Origin of the sequence: Cellulomonas fimi ATCC 484, from assembly GCF_000212695.1 — a bacterium.
GTDB lineage: Bacteria > Actinomycetota > Actinomycetes > Actinomycetales > Cellulomonadaceae > Cellulomonas > Cellulomonas fimi.
This window is the reverse complement of sequence record NC_015514.1, coordinates 3,757,683-3,772,810: the sequence shown is the minus strand read 5'-3', so window position 1 is coordinate 3,772,810 and position 15,128 is coordinate 3,757,683. Positions and strand designations below refer to the sequence as shown.

Sequence of the window (15,128 nt, the reverse complement as noted above, 5' to 3'; positions counted from 1 at the left end):
CGGCGTCCGGAGCGGCGACGCACGGCCGTCGTACCCCGGATGCGCGTGCGGGAGCGCTCCCGCCGGGTCACACGGGGGCGAAGAACGCGTCGTAGGCGACCCGCAGCGCGGCGGCCATGTCGACGCGGCGGTCGGGCTGGTCGGCCTCGAGGAGCCACTGGACCTGCAGGCCGTCCATGATCGCGGTGATGAGCCGTGCGCCCGTCGCGGGGTCGACGCCGGGCCGCAGCCGTCCGGTGGCGCGGTGCCGCTCGAGCTCGGCGGTCGCGTTGGCGATCACGGCGGCGTACCGGCGCTGGAAGTAGGCGTGGGCAGGGTGCGCGGGGGAGGTGGCCTCGGCGGACAGGGTCGCGAACAGCTCCACGATGGCGGGGCGCTGCGCGTTCCGCTCGACGAGCAGGACGAGCGCGTCGAAGTAGTCGACGCCGCGGTCGAGGTCGGCGCGGACGGCGGCCTCGTCGATCTCGTCCCGGCGCTCGAGCACCGCCTCGAGCAGGGCGACCTTGTTGCGGAAGTGGTGCAGCAGACCGGGGTGCGTGATGCCCACGCGGGAGGCGACCTCGCGCAGCGACGCGGAGGTGTAGCCCACCTCGCCGAACAGCCGCATGGCGGCGTCCAGGATCTCCTCGCGGGTGGCCCGGCCCTTGGCGTAGCCGGTGCGGGCGTCGTTGACCTGGGTCGCCATGGCCCCAGGATTGCACAGAGCCGACGAAAACTAACCGAGCGGTAGGTATTGCGCCAGGTCGGGCTGCCGCCTCACGGCGTGGGTCCGGTATCGGGCGACGCGTCCCCGCCCGGTGCGGACGGCGGAGCGGGCGTCGACGGCACGCCCGACGGTGCCGGGGACGGGGTCGAGCGGCCCGTGCCGGCCACCTGGTCGAGCGTGTACCCGAGACCGGCACCGGCCCCCGCGACGAGCAGCAGCGTCACGCCGGCCAGCACGAGCGACCGGGCGGGGGAGAGCCGGGCCATGCCGGTCGCGAGCTGCGGCACGAGCGCCTGGGCGGCCGCCGCCGGCGCGCCGGCGCGGGGGACCTCCGCCGGCACGTCGGTCTCGGTGGTCTCCGTCGTGGTCACCCGCACGTACTCCGACGTGACCGTCCCGCACCCGACCGCGATCAGCAGCAGCCCGCCCGCGCACAGCGCCGCGACCGCGAGGACCCCGAGCTGCCCCGACGCGCGCGCGCCCAGCATCCGCCACGCCACCGCGCCGACCGCCAGGACCAGCAGCACGCCGACCGCCCACCCGAGCGCGTGCCGGGCCTCGAGCGCGCCCCGGGAGAACGCCGGCTCGCTCGTGGTGGTCCGCGTCGTCCTCGTCGTCATGGCACCACCGCCTGCTCCGCACGCTAGACCCGCAGCGGGCGCGCGACCCAGCGCGGGTGGGCGACCGCCGCGCGTGGCCCAGGATGGTGGCATGCAGATCGAGGCCGCCCGCGGCGACATCACCACGCAGGACGTCGACGCCGTCGTCAACGCCGCCAACTCCACGCTGCTCGGCGGCGGGGGCGTCGACGGTGCGATCCACGCCGCCGCCGGGCCGCGACTCCTGGAGGCGTGCCGGCGCCTGCGCCGGACCGAGCTCCCCGACGGGCTCCCCGTGGGCGACGCCGTCGTCACACCCGGGTTCGACCTGCCCGCCCGGTGGGTCGTGCACACGGTCGGCCCGAACTGGAACCGCGGGCAGCGCGAGCGCGCCGACCTCGCGTCGTGCTTCACGCGGTCGCTCGAGCGTGCGGTCGAGGTCGGCGCGTCGAGCATCGCGTTCCCCGCGATCAGCGCGGGCGCCTACGGGTGGGCGGGCGAGGACGTCGCCGAGATCGCCGTCCGCAGCGTCCGCGCGTGGGCCGTCGGGTCGGAGCCCGCCGACGAGGACGGGCACACCCACCCCAGCGGCATCCGGCTCGTACGCTTCGTGCTCTTCTCGGCCCCGCTGCTCGACGCGTTCGAGCGGGCGCTCGCGGCACCCCACCGCTGACCGCCGGCGTCAGACCCCCGGCGACGGCGTCGCGGCCAGGTCCGCCTGCCACAGGTCCGGGCCGAACACCTCGTACTGGATCGCGCGCGCCGGCACGCCGCGGTCGAGCAGCGCGCCGCGCACGCCCTTGAGGAACGGCAGCGGACCGCACAGGTAGTAGGCGGCGCCGTCGGGCAGGTCGACCGCGTCGACGTCGAGCAGCCCGGCGTGCACCCCGGCGACGGGCAGGGCGCTGTCGGTGCCGCGCTCGTACCAGACGTGCACCTGCGCGCCCAGGGAGGCCGCGTCGGCGACGACCTGGCGGCGCAGCGCGAACGCGTCCTCGTCGACGTCCGCATGCAGCACGACGACCTGCAGGTCGGACCCCGCCGCGACGAGGTGCGACAGCATCCCCGCCATGGGCGTGACGCCGATCCCGGCGGAGACGAACACGACGGGCGCGCCGCCCTCGTCGAGGACCACGTCGCCGAACGGGACCGAGAGCGTGAGGGTGTCGCCGACCTCGACGGTGTCGCACAGCAGGTTCGACACCTCGCCGTCGGGGCGGTCGCCGCCGCGCACGCGCTTGACCGCGAACGCACGGTGCTCGCCGTCGTCGGCACGCGTCAGGCTGTACTGCCGCGGCTGGCGCACGCCGTCGGGCATCGGCACCAGGACGCTCACGTACTGGCCGGGCAGGGACGTGCGCACCGAGCGGCGGTCCGTGCGCCGCACGACGAACGAGACCACGTCGGCCGTCTCGGGGACCTTCTCGACGACCTCCCAGGTCCGGTAGACCGTCTCGGGCCGCACGCCGCGGGCGCTGTACAGGCCGCGCTCCAGGTGGATGAGCGCGTAGGCCATGAGCCAGTAGACCTCGTCCCACGCGGCCGCGACCTCGGGCGTCACCGCGTCGCCGAGCACGTCGCCGATCGCCCAGAACAGGTGCTCGTGCACCACGGCGTACTGGTCGGGGCGCAGGCCGAGCGACGCGTGCTTGTGCGCCACGCGCGCGAGGAGCTGCTCGGGCAGCTGCTCGGGGTTCTGCACGAGAGCCGACGCGAACGCCGCGACCGACCCCGCGAGCGCGACCTGCTGCGTCCCCTCGGCCTGGTTGCCGCGGTTGAACAGCCCGTCGAGCAGGTCCGGCCGCGCGCCGAACATGTGCTCGTAGAAGCGCTGCGCGATCTGCCCGATGTGCTCGGCGACCACCGGGAGGGTGGCCTCGACGACCGGACGGGACGTGGACGAGAGCATGCGAGGGCTCCTCGGGGTCGGCCGGTGGTGCTCGGTCCGTCCACCGTACGGGTGACCCCGAGGGACCCGTCGCCCGTCCCGGGGGGCGGGCGGCGGGCTGCGTCAGGACGTCGCGTCGAGCAGCGCGATCTCCTCCGGGCCGAGCAGCAGCTCCGCCGCGCGGACCGAGTCGGTGATGGTCTCGGGGCGGGACGCGCCGGGGATCGGGATGACGACCTGGGCCTGCGCGAGCTCCCACGCGAGCGCGACCTGCTGCGGGCTCACGCCGTGCCCCGCCGCCACGCGCTCGAAGGCGCCGAACCGCGACCCCAGGTCCCCGGCGCGCGCGATGCCGCCGAGCGGGCTCCACGGCAGGAACGCGATGCCGAGCTCGGCGCACAGGTCGAGCTCGGGCTGCGACGAGCGGAATGCGGGGGAGTACTGGTTCTGCACGGAGGCGAGGCGGCCGTCGAGGACCTGCACGGCCTGGCGGATCTGGTCCGGGTTCGCGTTCGAGACGCCCGCGAGCCGGATCTTGCCCGCGTCGAGCAGCTCGCCCAGCACGCCGACGGAGTCCGCGTACGGGACCGAGGGGTCGGGCCGGTGGAACTGGTAGAGGCCGATCGCCTCGACGCCCAGGCGGCGCAGCGAGTCGTCGACCGCGGCCCGCAGGTGCGCGGGCGAGCCGTCGACGGTCCACGTGCCGTCGCCGGGTCGCAGGTGCCCGCCCTTGGTCGCGACGAGCACGTCGGAGGAGTCGCCGCCCCACGTGCGCAGCGCCTCGGCGATGAGCTCCTCGTTGTGGCCCACCTCGTCGGCGTGCAGGTGGTAGGCGTCGGCGGTGTCGACGAGCGTGACGCCGAGGTCGAGCGCGGCGTGGATCGTCGCGATCGAGCGGTCCCGGTCGGGCCGGCCCTCGATCGACATCGGCATGCCGCCGAGCCCGATCGCGCCGACCTGGACGTCACCGAGGGTGCGTGTCTGCATGGTGGCCATGACATCACGCACCCCCGGCGAGCGCGCGGGGTTGCGTCAGCGTGCGGCGACGGGCTCCGGGCTGGTGCTGTCCGCAGGTGCCTCGGTCGGCTCGGGACGGCGGGCGAGCGCGCTCGGCCACCACATGCGCGGGCCGACGTCGAGGTTGAGCGCGGTGACGAGGATCGACCGCACGACGAGCGTGTCCAGCAGCACCCCGAGCGCGACCGCGAAGCCGATCTCGGCGAACGACACCACGGGCAGCGTGCCGAGCGCCGCGAACGTGCCGGCGAGCACGAGCCCCGCCGACGTGATGACGCCGCCCGTCGCCGCGAGCCCGACGAGCGAGCCGCGCCGGTGCCCCTGGCGGACCGCCTCCTCCCGGACGCGCGTCATGAGGAAGATGTTGTAGTCGATCCCCAGCGCCACGAGGAACACGAACGTGTACAGCGGGAACGACGCGTCGGCGCCCTCGAACCCGAACGCGTACCGGAACACGATCGCGCTGATCCCGACGGCCGCCCCGAAGCTCAGCACGACCGTGCCCATGAGGACCAGCGGTGCGACGAGCGCCCGCAGCAGCAGCACGAGCACCAGCAGGACGACGAGCAGGATGATCGGGATGAGCAGCACGTTGTCGTCCGCCGACGCGCGCTGCACGTCCACCGACGTGGCCGTCACGCCGCCGACGAGCGCGTCCGCCCCCGGCACCGCGTGCACGGCGTCCCGCACGCGGTCGACCGTCGCCTCGGCCTGCGCGCTGTCCGGGGCGGCCTCGAGCGTGCCCTCGAGGTAGGCCGTCCCGTCGAGCACCACGGGCTCGGTGACGGTGCCCGCGTCGATGCCCTCGACCGCGGCGAACGCGTCGCGCACGGCCGTCGCCGCGTCCGCGTCCGCGACGACGACGACGGGCGTGCCCGCGCCGCCGTCGAAGTGCGCGGCCAGGACTTTCTCGCCCTCGATGGACGGCTGCGTCGTCCGGGACGAGTCCTCGCTGCTCAGGCCGGTCGCGTCGAGCTGCGTCCACCCCAGGCCGGCCACGACGAGCACGGCGGCCGTCGCGACCCACGTGCGGCGCGGGTGCCGGGCGACCTGCGCGCCGACCCGCGCCCAGAACCCGTGCGCGGTCGGCTCGTCGTCACCCAGGTGCGGCACCCGCGGCCAGAACACCCACCGCCCGACGGTGACGAGCAGCGCCGGCAGGAGCGTGAGCATGACGAGCAGCGCGACGCCGATGCCGACGGCGGCGACGGGCCCGAGCCCGGCGGTCGAGCTCATCGTCGCGAGCAGCAGCACGAGCATCCCCGCGGCGACCGTCGCGGCCGACGCCACGATCGCGGGGCTCGCGCGGTGCAGCGCGACGGCCATCGCCGCGTGCCGGTCGCCGTGCTTGCGCAGCTCCTCGCGGTAGCGGGCGACGAGCAGCAGCGCGTAGTCCGTCCCGGCCCCGAACACGAGGACCGTGAGGATGCCCGCGCTCTGCGCGTTCACGGTGAGGTCGAGCCGGTCGGCCAGCACGTAGACGACGGCCTGCGACACGGTGAGCGCGACGCCCGCCGACACCACCGGCAGCAGCCACAGGACCGGGCTGCGGTAGGTGAGCAGCAGCATCACGACGACCACGCCCGCCGCCGCGTACAGCAGCGTCGAGTCGATGCCCTCGAACGCCGCGGCCGAGTCCGCCGCCTGCCCCGCCGGCCCGGTCACCCAGGTCCCGAGCCCGTCGGCGCCCTCCTCGGCGGTCGCGCGCAGGTCCTCGACGGCCGGGGCGAGCGCGTCCCAGCCGTCCGAGCCCGCGTCGAGCGGGACGACGACCTGCACCGCCTCGCCGTCGGCGGACGGCACCGGGCCGACGACCTCGCCCGCGACGGTCCCGAGCGCGCCGAACGCGGCGACGTCCGCGGCGACCGTCTCCAGGTCGCCGGGCGTCAGCCCGCCCGTGCGCTCGTACACCACGACCGCGGGGACCACGTTCTCCGGCACGAACGCCCGGGCCGCCGCGATCACCTCCGTCGACTCCGCACCGCGGGGCAGCCAGCTCTCCGCGTCGTTCTCCTGCGCGCTCGTGAGCTTGCCCGCGAGCGGCGCGAGCAGCGCCGTGACGACGAGCCACAGCGCGATGACGACGTACTTCACGTAGCGGTGGGTGATCCACCCGGCAACACGGGCCATGACGGTTCCTCGGGCTCGACGGGACGACCGGTGCGGGGTCGGAGCACGGTCCGCCCTGCGACTCGTCCTACGGACGAGACTCGTGCAGAAGGGGCGAACCGGGACATCGGGGATACCCCGGAATCGTGGGTCGGGGTGCCCCGACGTGTCGAGGGAGGTCTCTCAGGGTCGGCTCAGGAACGCGCCGGGTCGAGGCGCGCGTCGGGACGCGCCGGTCAGGAGGCGCGGTCCCCGGGGGCGTCGCCGAGCAGCCACGCGCGCACGACCGTGGCGACGGCGACGTCGTCCGTCGGCGAGTGGTCGCCGGGCACGAACGCGAGCGTGAGCGGCCCGGCGACGCCCGCGAGGTGCGTGCGGAGCTCGTCCGGGGCACCGAACGGGTCGCGCAGCCCCGAGACGGCGAGCACCGGCACCGTCACGTCCGGCAGGTGCGCGACGCGCAGGTCGTCGGGCCGGCCCGGAGGGTGCAGCGGGTACGACAGCAGCACCAGCCCGGCCAGCGGCATCCCCTCGGAGGCGACCAGCGACGACATGCGACCCCCGAACGACCGGCCGCCGAGCACGAGACGGTCCGTCGTCGTGCCGAGCTCCGCCGCGAACGCCGTCGCGTGCTCACGCAGGTGCGGCACCGCGGCCTCGGGGCGCTCCGGCGCGCGGCTCCCGCGGGACTGGTTGGGGAAGTCGAGCCGCAGCACGGGCAGCGGGGCGAGCGCCGCCTCCAGCGCGACGAGCGTGCGGTGGTCGCGTCCTGCGCTGGCGCCGGGCGTCAGCACCACCCCGGCGACGTCCCGCGGACGCGCGGCGGGGTCGACGCCCAGGACCTCCGCCACGGGCGTCGCCGCCGGCCCGCCCCCGTCGGCGGTCGCGCCCCCGGCGCTCACGCCCTCGCCCCTGCCGCGCCCCGTGCTTCCCGCACGGCGCGCGCCGCGCGCTCCACGTCCTCGTCGTCGTTCCACACGTGGAACGCGAGCCGCACCCCGCCGCCCCGTCCCGCGACGCGGCACCCCGCCGACGTCAGCGCCGCCCGCAGGGTCCCGGCCTCGTCGTCGGGCAGGGACACGATCGCGCTGCCGCCGGGCGGCAGGCCGACACCCGCGCGGAACGCGTCCGCGAGCGCCACGTCGTGGTCGTGCACCAGCCGGGGGTCGACCCCGGCGAACGCCTCGACCGCGGGGGCCGTGCCGAGCCACACGAGCCACGCGGGGGAGACGTCGAACCGGCGCGCGTCGTCGGCGAGCCGCATCGTCGGGCCGTAGATCGAGCGCCACACCTCCGCACCCGCGTACCACCCGGCGTGCAGCGGCCGCAGGCGCTCGCGGGCCGCGGGGCCGGCCGTGAGGAACGCGGCGCCGCGCGGCCCGGCGAGCCACTTGTAGGCAGCCCCGACGGTGACGTCGAAGCGCCCGGCGTCGACCGGGTACCAGCCCGCGGCCTGCGTGACGTCGCACAGCGTCAGGGCCCCCGCGGCGCGGGCCGCGGCGACCACCGCGTCGGCGTCCGCGACGCGCCCGTCACGGGACTGCACGAGCGAGAACGCGACGACCGCCGTGCCCGGCCGGACCTGCGACGCGAGGGCCTCCAGCGGCACGTGGCGGACGGTCACGCCCCGGTCCGCGTGCGCGACGAACGGGAACACGACCGACGCGAAGTCCCCCTCGACGACGACGACCTCGCCGCCGTCGGGCACCGCCGCCGCCACGAGGCCGACCAGGCTCGACGCCTGCGCGCCCACCGCGACGTCGGCCACGTCCACGCCGACGACCCGCGCGTACGCGGCGCGCGAGCGGGCGACCGCCTCGTCGTACGCCGCCATGTCGATCCGGCCCGCCTGCCACGCGTCGATCCCCGCGCGCATCGCGTCCGCCGTCGCGCGGGGAGGCAGGCCGCACGTCGCGGCGTCGAGGTACCCCGGGACCCGGTCGATCGCGGAACGCAGGGCGGCGAGCGGGTCGGTCATGCGCAGGATCCTGTCGCAGGCCCCGGCCAGGCACAACGCCCCGACCCGGCCCGGGCCCCGCGGGCGCCTCAGGCGCTGAGCGGGCCGCGGACGATCGAGTCGCCGGAGTGCGCGGGGTCGCCGTCGAACGGCTCCTCGGAGACGTCGACGACCGAGAACTCGTCCAGGTCCAGCCCCGGCGGCAGGTCGAACCGGCCCGACGCTCCCGCGAGCGTCCCGAGGCTCACCAGACCGGAGACGTCCGGCTTGAGCAGCCACACCTCGCGGAAGCCCGAGTCGCCGTCGACCGGCCCCTCGACGTCGACGACCAGCACGCGCGTGCCGTCCGCGTCGACCTCGACCGTGGCCGTCCCCGACGCGTCCCAGCCGGGCAGCGCGTCGAGGGTCGCCGACGCGACGACGTCCGTCGTCACGGCGTCCCCCGTCGCGGCCCACGTGCCGACGCCGCCGACGACCACACCGACCGCCGCCGCGGCGGCCACCCAGGTCCACGGTCCGCGGGTGCGGCGGCGCGGCCCGAGCGGCACGACGTCACCGCCCGCGTCACCGCCGCCCGACGAGGGGGGAGTCGCCGGAGCCGGCGCCGGCGGCAGCGTCGTGACGCGCGGGGGCTCGGCCGTGACCACGGACCCGGCCGGCACGCCCGCGGCCTGCGCTGCCTGCGCCCCGAGCCCGAGCTCGGCCGCCACCCGCTCCCACACGTGCGCGGGCGGTGCGACCAGCGGCACGTCGTCGCGCGCGTCGCGCGCCAGCCCTGCGACGTCGCGCAGGCCGGCCAGCTCGTCGGCGCACCGTGCGCAGGTCTCGACGTGGTGGCGCTCGTCGTCCGTCGCGGCGTCCTCCCCGAGGGCGAGGAGGGCGAGCACGTCGTCGTCCACGTGCGTCTCATCGAACGGCACCGTCCACCTCCCATCGGGTCCGCAGGCGCGCGAGGCTGCGCCGCACGTGGCTCTTCACCGTGCCGAGCGGCAGGTCCAGTCTCGTCGCGATCTGGTCGTGCGTGAGGTCGTCGTAGAAGGCGAGCCGCAGGATCGTGCGCTGCGGGTCGCCGAGGCGGTCCAGCTCGTCCGCGACGAGCACACGGTCCACCACGCGCTCGTCGACGCGCGGCGCGCCGGCCTTCTCCTCCGTCATCGCCGCGGGGGCCGCCGCGTCGGCGAGCCGCCGGTCGCGTGCGCGGCGCTCGTGCGCGTCGGCGACCGCGTGCCGCGTGATGCCCAGCAGCCACGCAGGCAGCCGGGCGCGCGTGGGGTCGAACCGGTGCCGCCCGCGCCACGCCTCGACGAACACCTGCTGCGTGACGTCCTCGGCGTCGGTCGAGCTGCCCAGCGAGCGCAGCGCGACCGTGTGGACGAGGGCCGACCAGCGCCGGTACGCCTCCCCGACGGCCCGCTCGTCACCCGCCGCGAACGCGGCGCCGAGGGCGTCCACGTCGTCGCCGTCGCGGTCGCGGTGCAGCGTGGGGACGGGCGGCTGGGCGGGAGCGGGCGGGGGACGGCGCGACGGGTCCGCGGGCGGCTGCCCGGGTGCGGTCACGATCGGCTCCTCACTGCCCGTCCGCCGCGGCCGTCGCAGGTCCGCCTGCACCGGCACGGTCAGCCACCGATCGGTTCGGCGGTGACGACGACGTTGTCGGCATAGTGCCCCACGTCGCGCCGGAACGCACCGCCGCAGGTCACCAGGACGAGGCGGCGGGGTCCGTCCCGGTCGAACCAGGTGTCCACGGGAGCCTCCTCCTTCGCGATCCGGACGACGTCGAGCACGCGGTACGCCGTGGTGGTGCCGTCGGCCTGCACGACGTCGACCTGGGCGCCGACCGCGACGTCGCGCAGCCGGGAGAACGGGCCGACGCCGGTGCTGCGGGCGTCGACGTGCGCCGCGACGAGGGTGCTGCCGGCAGGCGACGCTGGTGCGGGGCCGAACTGGTACCAGCCCGCGACGTCGGCGGAGGCGGGGAGCGCCATCGTGCCGTCGGCGTCGACGCCCACGGGCTCGACGGGCAGGTCCACGCCGACCGACGGGACGGTGACCCGCACGGGTGCGGGCGGTGCGTCGGGGGCCTCGAGCGCGGCGAGCGAGGCGTCGCGCACGGGGACCTCGGGGACGGTCGCGGGGGGCGGGGTCGTGCTCGGCGTCGGTCGCGGTGCCGGGGTGCCGGGTCGTGACGACGCCGTGGGTGCGGCGTCGGCGCCGTTGCCGGGCGAGCACGCCCCGGCGACCAGGACGGCCAGCACGGCGAGGGCCGCGCCGGTCGTCCGCCACGGCCGCCGGCGGGCCCCCGCGCCGGGGCGCCCCGCGCTGCAGGAGGCGCCCCGGCTGTGGGTCGTGCCCCGGGTCACTGCGGTGGTCGTGACCCGGGGCACGGTGCGGACGGGACCGAGCACGTCGTGCCCGTTCAGCGGTCCTCGTCCGGGCGCGTCGCCCGCGCGGAGGCGGGGACGACGGCACGGCCGCGGGCGACGGCCAGCGCGAGAGCGCCGACCAGGCCGAGCGCCCCGACGGTGAGCAGCCACGGGTTGGTGCCGGGCTCGGAGACGAGGCCGAGCTCACCGGCGTCCACCCCGGACGGCGACGAGTGCAGGCCCGTCACGGTCTGCGTCGCGAGCGCGAGCGTCGCGGGGGACGCCGTGGCGCTGCCCCACGCGTACACGATGGTGTTCGTGCCCTCCGCGACGGGGACGTCGGCCGGGCCGAGGAGCGCGGGCGTCGTGGTGCCCGCGGCGACGACGCTCGCCGAGACCGTGCCGGCCGGCAGGTCGAGCACGGCCTCCTTCGGGTTGGTCAGGCCGCTGACGACGGCCGTCCCGCCCGCGAGCACGTCCACGGCTGGGGCGGCGGCGATGTGCCGGACCGTGAGGCGGCCCTCGCCGGCGGCCGTGGCCGAGGTGTCGTTCGTGAACAGCGTCGCGGTCGGGTTCCCCGACGCGTCGAGGTGCGCCGCCGCGGTGTAGTTGCGGCCGGCCTCGAGCGGCAGGTCGACGGGGCCGATCGCCGGGGTGCTCGCGTCGGCGGCGTCGGCGGCCGTGATCGCGACGCTGTACGTGCCGGCGGGCAGCTCGAGCGGGCCCGCGAGCGTGCCCGGGGTGAAGTCGTCGAGCGTGCGCTCGCCGTTGACCCACACGTCCACGGTGAGCCCCGGGACGCCGTGCAGGACGGAGAGCTGGGCGGGGTCCGCCGCGGAGGCGGGTGCGGCGCCGGCGGCGACGGCGGCGAGGGCGAGCATGCCGGCAGCGGTGCCGGCGAGGGGACGAGCGCGCATGGTGACCTCCTGGGTGGGGGTGCTGCTGCTGACTGACACCCCTCCTTCCGGCCGGGAGGGCCGGACGGATGCACCCGGTGCGGACGTCCTCGCGCGCGCCGGTCCTCAGCGCACGACGGCGGCGACCGCGGACACCTCGACGAGCGCGCCCGGGACGCCCAGGCCCGCCACCCGGGCCGCCGTGACGAGCGGCGGTGCTCCCTCGCGGGCGAGCGCGGGGGCGGCCGCGCCGTACGCGGCGGCGAGGTCCACGCCGTCGACGAGCAGGACGGTCACGGACACGAGGTCCGCGACGCCCGCTCCGGCCGCCGCGAGGGCGGCCACGACGTTCTCCATGACCTTCGTGACCTGGGCGGCGACGTCGTCGCCGCCCACGAGCGTGCCGGCCGCGTCGACGGCGTTCTGGCCGCCGACGAGGATCGTGGTCGCGCCGGGCGGGACGACGGCGACGTGGCTGAACGCGGGACTCACGACGAGCCCGCCGGGCGTGGGGTACGTGATCGTGTCCATGCCCGCCACGCTAGGACCGGCGTCCGACACGCGCGTGGGGGCCGCGTCCACCCAGCCCCCGCCCAGCCTGCCCCGCCGGGGCCCGCCGACCGGCCGCCCGAGCCTCGGGGGCGTAGACTCGGGGTAGTTCCGGGACGAAGGGTCCTCGCTTCGGCGGCTCGCCACCCGGCACGGTCGAGGAGGGCATCATGCCCGTCCGAAGCACCCCCACCCCCCCAGACGCAGCCCCGGACCGCGCGCACCGCGCCGAGGCCCCGCGCAGCAGCGGCACCCCACGCCAGAACGCCACCACCCCCGCCCGCACCCGGACGAGCGCCGCCTGGGTCGGCGCGTGCGTGGGCGTGCTCGTGCTGGTCATGCTCGTGATCTTCATGCTGCAGAACACGGCGCCCGTCGAGGTCGCCTTCCTCGGCATGAGCGGCGCCGCACCGCTCGCGCTCGTCCTGCTCATCGCCGGTCTGGGCGTCGGCATCGTCGTCCTGACGCTCGGTGGCCTGCGGATCGCGCAGCTGCGTCGTCGGCTCAAGTCCGACCGCACGGAGCCCGCTATGGTCCGGCCGCGCTGGCAGCCCCCGACCGGCAACCGTCCCGCCCAGCCCCGGTTCGAGCGCTGAGCCGTGACCACCATCGGCACGGCCCACAGCCCGGCCCCCCACGCCACGGAGGAGCTCCACCTCGTCTCCGTCCTCACCCAGGGACTCCCGGTCGAGCTCGGCACCCCCGCCGCCCCGGCCCGCTACACGGTGCCCGCCGTCTTCTGCCGGCAGGTCAGTGCGGCGGAGCGGGCACGCATCGAGGACCCCGCGACCGCGCGCTCTCTGCACGAGCACGCGAGCGGCGACCTCACGCTCACGGTGTCCGACCGTCGGCTCCTCATCGGTGACACCTCGCTCGACGAGCTGCGCGACGGCCTGGCCACCGCCCTCGCCGGCGCGCTGCGCGACATCGGGCACGACCTGTCGGCCGAGCGGGGCCGCCGGATCGCCGACGCGGCTGCGCGCGACGCCGTCGAGCACGACCGCGAGGCGGCGGTCGCCGCCGCTGCGGCCGCGGTCCGGTTCGAGTAGCGGTCATGACCACCGTGCCGCCGTCCGGGGCGGTCCCCACCGCGGCCGCACGGCCCGCCTCGCCGCGCACGCGGCAGACGAGCGAGTTCATGGCGCTGAGCCGCGCGGTGCAGGAGTCCGGGCTCCTGCGCCGCCGGCACGCCTACTACTGGACGCGGTTCCTCGTCCTGACCGCGCTGCTCGGCGGCACGGTCTACGCGTTCGTCGTCGTCGGGCCGTCGTGGTGGCAGCTCGCCGTCGCGGCGCTGCTCGCGCTCCTGCTCGGGCAGGTCATGTTCCTCGGCCACGACGCCGCGCACCGGCAGATCTTCGCGTCGGGGCGGTGGAACGACTGGGCGAGCCTGGTCATCGCCAACCTGTACGCCGGCATGAGCTACGGCTGGTGGCAGCACAAGCACTCACGGCACCACGCCAAGCCGAACCAGGTGGGTGCCGACCCCGACATCGAGACCGACGTCATCGTCTTCCACACCCAGGACCTGACCCGGCCGCGCACGGGCCTCACGGGCTGGCTCACCCAGCGCCAGGGGTGGCTGTTCTTCCCGTTGCTGCTGCTCGAGGGCGTCAACCTGCACGTCTCGGGCGTGAAGACGATCTTCGGCCGCGGTGAGGTGAAGCGCCGCCCGTGGGAGATCGCGTTCGTGACCCTGCGGATCGGCGGCTACCTCGCGCTCGTGTTCTGGCTGCTGCCGTTCGGCATGGCCGTCGCGTTCCTCGGCGTGCAGCTCGGCCTGTTCGGCCTCTACATGGGGGCGGTGTTCGCGCCCAACCACAAGGGCATGCCGCTCGTCCCGCCCGACGCCCGGATCGACTTCCTGCGCCGTCAGGTGGCCGCGAGCCGCAACGTGCGGGGCGGCCGCCTCACGGACCTCGCGATGGGCGGGCTCAACTACCAGATCGAGCACCACCTGTTCCCGAGCATGCCGAGCCCCAACCTCGTGCGGCTCCAGCCGATCGTGCGCGACTACTGCGCCGCGCACGGCATCCCCTACACGGAGACGACGCTGGGGCGTTCCTGGGGCATCGTCGTGCGGTACCTCAACGGCGTCGGGCTCGCTGCGCGTGACCCGTTCCAGTGCCCGCTCGTCGCGCAGTACCGCTGACGCGGACGCGGCAGGTCACGGCTGGGGCAGGCCGAGCGCGGCGACGATCGTGCGGACGACGCCGTTGGCGTTGTTCGACGGTGCGACGAACCGCGCGTGCGCGCGCACCTGCGGGTGCGCGTTGTCCATCGCGAACGACCAGGCCGCGGCGTCGAGCATGCCGAGGTCGTTGAAGTAGTCGCCGAACGCCATCGTCTGCTCGCGCGTGACGCCGAGCGCGTCCTGCACGGCCCGCAGCGCCGCGCCCTTGTCCACCGTGCGGCTCATGACGTCCACCCAGTGCTCGCCGGAGACGACGACGCGGGCCTCCCGGCGCAGCTCCGACAGCGCGGGCCCGGCTCCCTGCTCCGCGGGTCCGAAGTCGTACACGGCGACCTTGAGCACGTCGTCGTCGACCGCCCGCAGGTCGTCGACGACCTCCAGCAGCGCGTAGTACGGCTCGCACTGCGCGAGGAACGCCGCATCGGTGCGCTCGACGTACGCGGAGCGCTTGCCGCACAGCACCGTGCCGACGTCCAGGCCGGCCGCCGCCTCGGCGCGCACGACGTCGACCGCGTCGTGCGCGACCGCCCGCGCGAGGGTGTCCGCGCTCAGCTCGGCACCGTCGCGCACCACGTAGGCGCCGTTCTCGGCGACGTAGACGAGGTCGTCGCGGCCGAGCTGCGCGCGCAGCGTCGCGTACTGCCGCCCGCTCGCCGGGCAGACCGTCACGCCGCGAGCGAGGAGCTCGTCGAGCAGCGGCCAGAACGTCGGGTGGATCCGCTTGTCGTCGTCGAGCAGCGAGCCGTCCAGGTCGAGCGCGACGAGCCGGACGTCGGGGACCTCGGGCAGCACGGGCGGTTCCAGCACGGGCGGGACGTGGCTCACCGGGTCATCCTCGCAGCCGCCTGGT

At 76.1% G+C, this 15,128-nt stretch carries 17 protein-coding genes; 4 read left to right on the top strand and 13 right to left on the bottom strand.

Going from position 1 to position 15,128, the window contains the following annotated elements:
• Positions 1–67: 67 nt before the first annotated feature.
• Together CELF_RS17010 and CELF_RS17005 are read right to left on the bottom strand one after the other, a co-directional pair.
• Positions 68–685, bottom strand: a complete 618-nt coding sequence (locus CELF_RS17010; protein ID WP_013772508.1) for a TetR family transcriptional regulator — start codon at positions 683–685, stop codon at positions 68–70.
• Positions 686–756: 71 nt separating this feature from the next.
• On the bottom strand, positions 757–1,326 hold the full coding sequence (locus tag CELF_RS17005) for a hypothetical protein (RefSeq protein ID WP_013772507.1): 570 nt from the start codon (positions 1,324–1,326) through the stop codon (positions 757–759).
• Positions 1,327–1,417: 91 nt separating this feature from the next.
• Between CELF_RS17005 and CELF_RS17000 the strand changes: the two genes are divergently transcribed.
• Positions 1,418–1,978: an O-acetyl-ADP-ribose deacetylase gene (locus tag CELF_RS17000; protein ID WP_013772506.1), complete on the top strand. Its 561-nt coding sequence runs from the start codon at positions 1,418–1,420 to the stop codon at positions 1,976–1,978.
• A 9-nt stretch (positions 1,979–1,987) separates the two neighbouring features.
• Here CELF_RS17000 and CELF_RS16995 read toward each other — a convergent pair whose 3' ends face one another.
• The 10 genes from CELF_RS16995 to CELF_RS16950 all read right to left on the bottom strand — a co-directional run bounded on the left by CELF_RS16995 (position 1,988) and on the right by CELF_RS16950 (position 12,066).
• Entirely contained in the window at positions 1,988–3,214 is a 1,227-nt protein-coding gene (locus tag CELF_RS16995; protein ID WP_013772505.1) for a globin domain-containing protein, read from the bottom strand.
• A 102-nt stretch (positions 3,215–3,316) separates the two neighbouring features.
• Positions 3,317–4,180, bottom strand: coding sequence for an aldo/keto reductase (locus CELF_RS16990; protein WP_041554681.1), 864 nt, complete (start codon positions 4,178–4,180; stop codon positions 3,317–3,319).
• 45 nt (positions 4,181–4,225) lie between these two features.
• Positions 4,226–6,340 carry an MMPL family transporter gene (locus tag CELF_RS16985; protein ID WP_013772503.1) on the bottom strand — a complete coding sequence of 705 codons (2,115 nt, stop codon included), beginning with the start codon at positions 6,338–6,340 and terminating at the stop codon, positions 4,226–4,228.
• Between the two features lie 215 nt (positions 6,341–6,555).
• Entirely contained in the window at positions 6,556–7,221 is a 666-nt protein-coding gene (locus CELF_RS16980) for an alpha/beta hydrolase family protein (protein ID WP_013772502.1), read from the bottom strand.
• Positions 7,218–8,297, bottom strand: coding sequence for an aminotransferase class V-fold PLP-dependent enzyme (locus CELF_RS16975; RefSeq protein WP_013772501.1), 1,080 nt, complete (start codon positions 8,295–8,297; stop codon positions 7,218–7,220). Before CELF_RS16975 ends, CELF_RS16980 begins: the two co-directional genes overlap by 4 nt.
• Before the next feature lie 68 nt (positions 8,298–8,365).
• Positions 8,366–9,175, bottom strand: a complete 810-nt coding sequence (locus CELF_RS16970) for an anti-sigma factor (protein ID WP_244851199.1) — start codon at positions 9,173–9,175, stop codon at positions 8,366–8,368.
• 7 nt (positions 9,176–9,182) lie between these two features.
• Entirely contained in the window at positions 9,183–9,833 is a 651-nt protein-coding gene (locus tag CELF_RS16965) for an RNA polymerase sigma factor (protein WP_013772499.1), read from the bottom strand.
• Positions 9,834–9,892: 59 nt separating this feature from the next.
• Entirely contained in the window at positions 9,893–10,387 is a 495-nt protein-coding gene (locus tag CELF_RS16960; RefSeq protein ID WP_244851198.1) for a class F sortase, read from the bottom strand.
• A 305-nt stretch (positions 10,388–10,692) separates the two neighbouring features.
• Complete coding sequence (locus CELF_RS16955; protein WP_013772497.1) at positions 10,693–11,556, bottom strand: DUF4397 domain-containing protein; 864 nt, start codon at positions 11,554–11,556, stop codon at positions 10,693–10,695.
• A gap of 105 nt (positions 11,557–11,661) precedes the next feature.
• Complete coding sequence (locus tag CELF_RS16950) at positions 11,662–12,066, bottom strand: Rid family hydrolase (RefSeq protein WP_041553594.1); 405 nt, start codon at positions 12,064–12,066, stop codon at positions 11,662–11,664.
• 188 nt (positions 12,067–12,254) lie between these two features.
• On the opposite strand from CELF_RS16950, the gene CELF_RS16945 reads away from it, so the two are divergent.
• Genes CELF_RS16945 through CELF_RS16935 form a run of 3 tightly spaced genes read left to right on the top strand, consistent with a single transcriptional unit; the run spans position 12,255 to position 14,236 of the window.
• The gene (locus CELF_RS16945) at positions 12,255–12,680 is read left to right on the top strand and encodes a LapA family protein (protein ID WP_013772495.1); all 426 of its coding nucleotides are present in this window, start codon (positions 12,255–12,257) and stop codon (positions 12,678–12,680) included.
• A gap of 3 nt (positions 12,681–12,683) precedes the next feature.
• On the top strand, positions 12,684–13,133 hold the full coding sequence (locus tag CELF_RS16940) for a hypothetical protein (RefSeq protein WP_013772494.1): 450 nt from the start codon (positions 12,684–12,686) through the stop codon (positions 13,131–13,133).
• Positions 13,134–13,138: 5 nt separating this feature from the next.
• Complete coding sequence (locus CELF_RS16935) at positions 13,139–14,236, top strand: fatty acid desaturase family protein (RefSeq protein WP_013772493.1); 1,098 nt, start codon at positions 13,139–13,141, stop codon at positions 14,234–14,236.
• Between the two features lie 15 nt (positions 14,237–14,251).
• On the opposite strand, the gene CELF_RS16930 is transcribed toward CELF_RS16935, so the two are convergent.
• Positions 14,252–15,103 carry a Cof-type HAD-IIB family hydrolase gene (locus CELF_RS16930; protein ID WP_013772492.1) on the bottom strand — a complete coding sequence of 284 codons (852 nt, stop codon included), beginning with the start codon at positions 15,101–15,103 and terminating at the stop codon, positions 14,252–14,254.
• Positions 15,104–15,128: the final 25 nt, after the last annotated feature.

Coding starts and splice junctions, on each gene's coding strand:
- CELF_RS16990 (WP_041554681.1), bottom strand. CDS start 4,180: ATGCAGACACGCACCCTCGGTGACGTCCAGGTCGGCGCGATCGGGCTC.
- CELF_RS17005 (WP_013772507.1), bottom strand. CDS start 1,326: ATGACGACGAGGACGACGCGGACCACCACGAGCGAGCCGGCGTTCTCC.
- CELF_RS17000 (WP_013772506.1), top strand. CDS start 1,418: ATGCAGATCGAGGCCGCCCGCGGCGACATCACCACGCAGGACGTCGAC.
- CELF_RS17010 (WP_013772508.1), bottom strand. CDS start 685: ATGGCGACCCAGGTCAACGACGCCCGCACCGGCTACGCCAAGGGCCGG.
- CELF_RS16955 (WP_013772497.1), bottom strand. CDS start 11,556: ATGCGCGCTCGTCCCCTCGCCGGCACCGCTGCCGGCATGCTCGCCCTC.
- CELF_RS16995 (WP_013772505.1), bottom strand. CDS start 3,214: ATGCTCTCGTCCACGTCCCGTCCGGTCGTCGAGGCCACCCTCCCGGTG.
- CELF_RS16950 (WP_041553594.1), bottom strand. CDS start 12,066: ATGGACACGATCACGTACCCCACGCCCGGCGGGCTCGTCGTGAGTCCC.
- CELF_RS16975 (WP_013772501.1), bottom strand. CDS start 8,297: ATGACCGACCCGCTCGCCGCCCTGCGTTCCGCGATCGACCGGGTCCCG.
- CELF_RS16935 (WP_013772493.1), top strand. CDS start 13,139: ATGACCACCGTGCCGCCGTCCGGGGCGGTCCCCACCGCGGCCGCACGG.
- CELF_RS16945 (WP_013772495.1), top strand. CDS start 12,255: ATGCCCGTCCGAAGCACCCCCACCCCCCCAGACGCAGCCCCGGACCGC.
- CELF_RS16985 (WP_013772503.1), bottom strand. CDS start 6,340: ATGGCCCGTGTTGCCGGGTGGATCACCCACCGCTACGTGAAGTACGTC.